Genomic DNA, 7,464 nt, shown 5'->3' with positions numbered 1-7,464 from the left:
CATCCGTAATTTTTACGTATTTTGCTCATAATTATAAGGATTTGTTTATGAGCAATATACCAACGGTTAACCTTTAGCTACCGAAGGTTGAGTTCAACATTGTATAAGCGTAATGCGGGGTGAATATCTAAAATTGAGGATATTAGCTTCTTTTAAACTTTTCTGCAGGTGGGAAGTGAAATGCTTAGAATCCGGCGCTATGCGTATACTTAACGTTGACAGCAACCAATGAAAATATGGGAGTCTACTTCAAACGGTTTTTTATCGGTCATTTACTAATCTTGGTAAGTGTAGCATTCGCAATCTTATTTTTGGGAGGATCACGACTAATAGCTGCTCTCCTTGTTTGCAGGTTTAATTGAGTTCGTTTTATTTTCTCGACTCAAAGTGTGTTCCAAAAAGAAGGGCTGAATTAGCAACTAAACTGATCAATATTTTCAAAGCAGAACCGTTTTCAGAAGGTGTATTGAAACTTAGAATACAAAGGGTTGAACTTTTTATAATGATCGATATTGATTTCAAACGGGGTTTGCAGCCGTCTAAGGAATTCTTAGAAAAAAGGATTAAGAGGTAAGGCTACTTCCAACAGACCATTTGAACGAATGGCCCTAATGGCCGGTTTTTTAAGGTGTTAAGGCGGAGGGAACGATGCTTTGGCACAAGAACTGTACTGTCATTTGCCTGATTCCGGAATCTTTAAAAAAAGTCGGTTTTCACAACCCTCTGCCTTACCTTTACGTCAAACACCTGCACTGTTTTTTTAAACATCCATATTAACTATGAAAAAAGTATTAATCCCCATTGGTATCATCCTTTTGATTGGCATCTTTGTTTACAGCAAAGCCGTAGGCGTGTACAATACCTTTGTGCAAACCGAAGAAACCGTAAATGCTCAATGGGCCGAAGTAGAAACCCAGTACCAACGCCGGGCTGACCTGATTCCAAATCTGGTCAATACGGTGAAAGGCTATGCGGACTTTGAACAAGAAACGCTGACGGGAGTAATCGAAGCACGTGCAAAAGCAACGTCCATCACCTTACAGGCGGATGACCTTACTCCTGAAAACATCGCCCGGTTTCAGGAAGCACAAGATCAACTGAGCGGATCACTTAGCAGGCTGCTTGTAGCCGTAGAAAGATACCCTGACTTGAAAGCCAACCAAAACTTTCTTGAATTGCAAGCGCAGCTCGAAGGAACGGAAAACAGAATTGCCGTAGCAAGAAGAAACTTCAACCAGTCCGTTCAGGGCTACAATGCCAACCTCAGAACCTTTCCGAACAATGTATTTGCCGGTTGGTATGGATTTGAGACAAAGGGTTATTTCGAAGCTGCAGCTGGTACTGAAAATGCGCCAACAGTAGAATTTTAAATCCAAATCTTATGGCCGAAAAACTATTCAGCACAGCAGACCGGGCCATTATCACGGAAGCCATCCGGAATGCAGAAAAAGAAACATCTGGTGAAATCCAGGTTCACATCGAAAGCCATTGCAAAGGAGATGTACTCGACCGGGCTGCCCAGGTATTCGAAAAACTCAAGATGCACAAAACAACGTACCGTAATGCGGTGCTTTTCTACCTGGCGGCGGAAGATCATAAATTTGCCATTCTTGGGGATGCTGGAATCAACCAGGTAGTTCCTGAACACTTCTGGGAAAATATCAAGGAAGAAATGGTGATACATTTCAAAAAAAGGGCCTTCACCGAAGGGCTTAGAAAGGGCATCGAAATGTCAGGTCAGCAACTTCGACAACATTTTCCTTTTGACCAGAAGGGGGATATCAACGAACTTCCCAACGAAATTTCCTTTGAATAAGAGATCATGATCAAAAGACAGCTATTCACTTTATTATTTTTGTTAACCCTTTCCTTTTCCAGTTGGGCGCAGGGAGATTTTCCGGAAAAACCCAACCCACCCCGCTTGGTGAATGATTTTTCGGAGACCCTTTCCGATCAGGAAATCAGACAGTTGGAAAATAAATTATTGGCTTACAACGACAGCACCTCCTCCGAGGTCAGCATTGTTTTGATTAACTCCGTCGGGCCTTATGCCATTAGCGATTATGCGTTTCAACTGGGAGATAAATGGGGAATCGGCAGGAAGGACAAGGACAATGGCATTCTGATCCTTGCTGCGATGAAAGACCGCAAGGTGTTTATTGCTACGGGATACGGCATGGAGGGTGCGGTTCCCGATGCTTTGGCCAAGCGAATCGTCGAACAGCTCATTGTGCCCAATTTCCGTTCTGGGGATTATTTTACAGGTTTGGACCAGGCTACCGACATGATATTTAAGCTTGCTTCCGGGGAGTATGAAGCCGCAGAGCAGCTACCAGCATCGGGTCGGCCTGCAGGCGCATTGCCTTTTATATTGATTTTTATTTTCGGATTTGTGATATTGACCCTGATCAAAAATCGGAAGGACAACAACAACCACATGGGTGGAAAGCGTGGTGGCGTGGATTTTTTCACTACCATGATGCTAGCCAGCATGCTGGGAGGTAACCGAGGCAAATTCGGCGACTTTTCCTCAGGAGGAGGTGGATTTGGCGGCAGTGGGGGAGGAGGTTTCGGTGGCTTCGGTGGCGGCAGTTTCGGCGGTGGCGGCGCAGGTGGCAGCTGGTAAGCCAGTGACCGCCAAACAGGCTGTTTTTTTAGTCGGAAAAGCAAATGTATTCGCAATAGGAGTCACTTCAGGAAGTTACCGATGCCTTTTGAATGATTGATTATTAAAGGCCTAAAGGAGATTTTCTTTAAAACGGAACTGGTCTGGGAATGGGGCGCTGTTTCAAAGAAGGTTTTGCCTCAGGACTGGAAAACCTGGACCATTATTTGAATGTGTGTTACCGAAGCAGAAAATTTAACTAACGACATTATGAATCCCAAAAGAATCTGGGCAAACTTGGCCGTGGCAGACGTTGAAAGGACAAAGGAATTTTACCTAAATCTTGGTTTTAAGTTAAATGGACGTCCTTCCAATGAATTGGTAAGCTTCTTTTTTGGTGAAGGTGATTTTATCATTCACTTTTTTGAAAAGAAACGCTTAAAATTGAGCCTTGAAGGAGAAGTAGCTGATGTAAGTCAGGGAAATGAGGTCATGTTTTCCCTATCTGTTGAAAGTAAAGAGGAATTCGATCAATGGATAGCGGAAATCAAAAAATCAGGAGGGAAGATCTCCTTCGATTCCAATAATGACAGAAAAAAATTCTATGATGAAAATGGGTTTTACGTTTGTGTTTTTGCTGACCCGGATGGCCACAAGTTCAACCTGCTTTATAATGCAAACACGTAAAATCACCCAAAGTTAGTTGTAAGTGACTAAGTGCAAGAAAATCTACCTAAAAGTTGTGGAAAGCGCATACCCCCTGTACCAATTTTTCATGTGTTTATAATTGTTTCTTAATGGTCACATGGAATCTCGCATGATTTATAATCATCCCAGTGTGTGACGGGTACGTCATGCTCGATTTCATCTGATTTCTGGGAAGTTTTTAATATTGGGCAAGGCCAGTATATTTTAATAAAGGAATGGTAAAGGACTGATTTTTTCCTTTTTCCATAAACTAATTGCTGGTAAATACTTAAATTATTAATAAATACCCTGAAATTTTGTCATTCAATTATCATAATCCGGTAATTTATTTCAATGGGGAAAGGTTTTGTTTACAAAAAAATTGCTTTTGCCAACAGAAGTAAATCTGGAAATTAAATCAGTGGGGTGAGGTTTCATTGGAAGAAATCAATTGAAAATATACTTGAAAAATATGTTACTCCGAAAAAAATCTTTCCCCTCTGTCTGGCTTTGCTGATCCCATTTGGCTTTATTTCTGAATCTGAAAGTTGTACCCGGGTGGTGTATAGGGGCCCAATAATACGGTGCTCACGGGCAGGACCATGGATTTTTCCCTGGAAATTCCTGCCAATCAATGGATCTTTCCCAGGGGGATGCAGCGAATTGGGGAAGTAGGTAAAAACTCCATTGAATGGGTGTCCAGATACGGTAGCCTGGCGGTAAGCTCCTGGGATATTTCCACCACCGATGGCATGAACGAAAAGGGGCTGGTGGCCAATATGCGCTGGCTGGTGGAATCCACCTATCCTTCCTTTGCCGTTGTTTCGGATTTTATTCCAGGGACGAATAAATTCACTACGGTACACCTTTCCATTTCCGATGCAACCGGGGATAGCGCCATATTCGAATACATTGGGGGAAAACTGGTGATCCACCACGACGCTTCCTATCAGGTCATGACCAATGATCCGCCTTATGAGCAGCAAATGGCTATTGGCAAGTACTGGGAAAACATTCCGGGAAAGACTTTCCTGCCCGGATCGGTTACCTCCTCCGACCGTTTTGTACGGGCATCATTTTTCCTCAATTCCATCCCACAGACCGACAATACCCGGGTGGCTGTAGCCAGCGTGTTTAGTGTTATCCGTAACGTATCCGTTCCCTATGGTTTTGAAATCGAGGGCTATCCCAATTTATCTACCACCCGTTGGCGCATGGTGGCCGACCAAAAAAACCTGGTGTATTATTTCGAGACGGCCCTGACACCCAATGCCTTTTGGGTAGATTTAAAAAAAAAATGATTTTAGTGAAAAAGCAGCGGTTCGAAAACTGGATTTGGCCAATCACCGTATCTTTTCCGGAGAAGCCTCCGGTGATTTTAAGAAATCCGCACCTTTTAAGTTTATTGGGTTGTAAGCTTTTTTAGATGCGTTGAGGGACGGTATTACAATGGATGGATCGTTTTTGGCTGCCATATTGGGCAACTTACGGAAAATTTGAAATAAAGAATTACCTCCCCTTGGTAGGATTTAACATTTTTGGCGTATTAGAGGTACAATCAGTTGTACCGCTCTTTTTGCCAGGCACCTTCTTCGGCCTGCCGGCTATCGGTTTATTTACAACTAACCTGAAACGTATCTGATGAAAAAATTTGTAACAGCGGTACTAGCCGTAATTACCTGGGCCCTGCTATCCTGCTCCGCCGAAGAGCGGCAAACCTTGAATCTTTCCAAGGCAGTAATTCTGGTTTCGCCGCAGATTGCTGGCCCGTTGCAGGAAACAGCACGCACCATTCTGGTAGAAGAAATCGAAAAAAGAAGCGGGATAGCCCTGGAATTGGGCATCGATTGGAAATCCGATACCCAAATTGCCCTTGCTCTGGCTAAAGATAGTAATCTGTTCGGAAAATCCATTCCCTCACATGCGGACTCCGATGCGCCGGAACAGAAAGAGGAAGGCTACCGGATTTATCATGAATCCAGCAATGAGAGGAACACCCTATGGGTAATTGGCGCAGATGCCCGGGGGATATTATATGGTATTGGCAAACTGCTACGAACGGCCTACCTGAGCGAGGGTAAGATTGAAATCAACAGGGGCATCGATTTTTCCGAATCCCCGCAATATGCCCTTCGCGGACATCAGTTTGGGTACCGGAATACCGCTAACTCCTGGGACGCCTGGACGGTGGAGCAATTTGATCAGCATTTCCGGGAACAAGTATTATTTGGGGGCAATGCCTTTGAAAATATTCCTTTTCAGGAAGCGAGTTCCAGTCCCCACTTTAAGGTGGATCCGCAAGTCATGGAAGTGGAATTGAGCAAAATATGTGAAAAATACGGTGCGGACTATTGGGTTTGGACACCCGCACCGCATGACCTGACCCAGAAAGGTGCGCATCAGGAAGGATTGAAAACGCAGGAGGCCTTTTATGCTAAATGTCCCCGATTGGATGCGGTATTTGTTCCCGGTGGGGATCCGGGTGAAAACCATCCTGCCCAGTTAATACCCTATTTGGAAGACTTGTCAGAACTATTGCACCAATACCATTCAGATGCGGGAATTTGGGTATCCCTGCAGGGTTTCAATAAAGAAAAGGTGACCTATTTTTTTGAATACCTGCAGACCAATAGTCCGGATTGGCTAAAGGGCGTCGTGTATGGTCCCAGTAGCCCGCCGATAGCCTTGGAACGGGAGCTACTGCCTGAGAAATACATGCACCGTTTTTATCCGGATATCACCCATACCGTTCGCTGTCATTATCCCGTGGAAAACTGGGATCAGGCCTTTGCATTGACACTGGGCAGGGAACCTTGCAACCCACAGCCGCAAATGTATACGCGGCTGTTTAACCGGGATACCCCCTACACCGATGGATTTATTACCTATTCCGATGGCACGCATGACGATGTAAACAAAGTGATTTGGAGCCAACTAGGTTGGGATCCAGCTAAAGATCCAAAAACTATCATCCTTGAATATACCCAATTTTTCTTTGGTCCGGAGGTCGCGGAAGAGGCTGCTCAGGGTATTTTTTTACTGGAACAGAATTGGGATGGACCCATTTTGGAGAATGCAGCCATTGAAGAAACACTGGCATTATGGAAAAGATTGGAAGCTAACCATCCCGATTTTGGCGATAATTGGCGCTGGCAGCAACTAGTGATGCGGGCCTATTATGATGCGTACATCCGAAATCGTCTCGCCTTTGAAAAAAGGTTGGAAGGCGAGGCCTATGAAATTCTTGCTCAAGCCGACTCCATGGGGGCCGACCAAGCCATGGCCGAAGCCATGCAACACCTGCAAAAAGCGGATACCGAGCCTGTTTCCCAGGACCTGAAGGAAAAGGTATTTGCCTATGGAGAAAAACTATTTCAAAGCATCGGCGCCCAGACCAGTGTGGACATGTATCAGGCACGGAGTGCCGAAAGGGGTGCCATTTTGGATTTTATCGATTATCCTCTGAACAACCGCTGGTGGATGGAAGATGAGTTTGATAAAATTCGTGCGTTTACCTCGGAGGCGGAAAAGTTAGCACGATTGGCATTTATCCGAACCTATGAATTTCCGGGGGAAGGTAGTTTTTATGATAATATCTCCAGTGCCGATGCCAAACACGTCACCTCGAAAACCAACGATGCCATTGACTTCTTATGGGAGAATAATGGGATAAGCAGAAAACGGCTTTCTACCCAATTGTTCCAGTTTACTCCCACCCTGGCCTACGATAAGCTGGACCCCCATTCCGATTACCTGATTCGGGTTTCGGGTTATGGCGAGGCACTGTTACGGGCCAATGGACAACGTCTTACACCTACTAAGTATGAAAAGGGCTACGAAGAATTCAAAGAATTTCCCCTTCCCAGGGAGTTGATCAGGGATGGTAAATTGGAAATCAGTTTCGACAAGCCCGATGAAGACCACCTGAACTGGCGGCAGCAGTCGCGGGTAACGGATGTATGGGTTATCAAACAGTGAAAACGATTAAATCAAGGATTCAAATTTCTGCAATTAGATTGGGTGGTAAGTGAAACCTCTTGACAATGAGGATTATGTAACCATCTTCGAAAATACGCTTATACAAAAAAAATTAGATCAAGTACAAAAAAATGTACTTCATTTTTTTGAACGATTGTAATTTTTTTTTAAATTATTAAACTTTTATAATCATG

General features: G+C 44.2%; 6 protein-coding genes. All 6 read left to right on the top strand.

The window, feature by feature from the left end; all coding sequences use genetic code 11:
• Positions 1–779 precede the first annotated feature (779 nt).
• The 6 genes from GKS34_RS05020 (at position 780) to GKS34_RS04995 (ending at position 7,270) form a co-directional block, all read left to right on the top strand.
• Entirely contained in the window at positions 780–1,370 is a 591-nt protein-coding gene (locus GKS34_RS05020) for a LemA family protein (protein WP_163383680.1), read from the top strand.
• Positions 1,371–1,381: 11 nt separating this feature from the next.
• Positions 1,382–1,816: a TPM domain-containing protein gene (locus GKS34_RS05015; protein ID WP_163383679.1), complete on the top strand. Its 435-nt coding sequence runs from the start codon at positions 1,382–1,384 to the stop codon at positions 1,814–1,816.
• 6 nt (positions 1,817–1,822) lie between these two features.
• The gene (locus GKS34_RS05010; protein ID WP_163383678.1) at positions 1,823–2,626 is read left to right on the top strand and encodes a TPM domain-containing protein; all 804 of its coding nucleotides are present in this window, start codon (positions 1,823–1,825) and stop codon (positions 2,624–2,626) included.
• 249 nt (positions 2,627–2,875) lie between these two features.
• Positions 2,876–3,292, top strand: a complete 417-nt coding sequence (locus tag GKS34_RS05005; RefSeq protein WP_163383677.1) for a VOC family protein — start codon at positions 2,876–2,878, stop codon at positions 3,290–3,292.
• 602 nt (positions 3,293–3,894) lie between these two features.
• Entirely contained in the window at positions 3,895–4,593 is a 699-nt protein-coding gene (locus GKS34_RS05000) for a linear amide C-N hydrolase (protein WP_240459199.1), read from the top strand.
• Between the two features lie 340 nt (positions 4,594–4,933).
• Positions 4,934–7,270, top strand: coding sequence for a hypothetical protein (locus GKS34_RS04995; RefSeq protein WP_163383676.1), 2,337 nt, complete (start codon positions 4,934–4,936; stop codon positions 7,268–7,270).
• Positions 7,271–7,464: the final 194 nt, after the last annotated feature.

The organism is Cyclobacterium jeungdonense (assembly GCF_010994275.1).
In the GTDB taxonomy this organism is placed as follows: Bacteria; Bacteroidota; Bacteroidia; order Cytophagales; family Cyclobacteriaceae; genus Cyclobacterium; species Cyclobacterium jeungdonense.
Note: the sequence above shows the minus strand (reverse complement) of the source record. Positions and strands in the feature narration are given on the sequence as shown.

Bases quoted from the DNA above. Each gene is read 5' to 3' on its own strand.
- GKS34_RS05020 (WP_163383680.1), top strand. From the start codon at position 780: ATGAAAAAAGTATTAATCCCCATTGGTATCATCCTTTTGATTGGCATC.
- GKS34_RS05015 (WP_163383679.1), top strand. From the start codon at position 1,382: ATGGCCGAAAAACTATTCAGCACAGCAGACCGGGCCATTATCACGGAA.
- GKS34_RS05010 (WP_163383678.1), top strand. From the start codon at position 1,823: ATGATCAAAAGACAGCTATTCACTTTATTATTTTTGTTAACCCTTTCC.
- GKS34_RS05005 (WP_163383677.1), top strand. From the start codon at position 2,876: ATGAATCCCAAAAGAATCTGGGCAAACTTGGCCGTGGCAGACGTTGAA.
- GKS34_RS05000 (WP_240459199.1), top strand. From the start codon at position 3,895: ATGGATTTTTCCCTGGAAATTCCTGCCAATCAATGGATCTTTCCCAGG.
- GKS34_RS04995 (WP_163383676.1), top strand. From the start codon at position 4,934: ATGAAAAAATTTGTAACAGCGGTACTAGCCGTAATTACCTGGGCCCTG.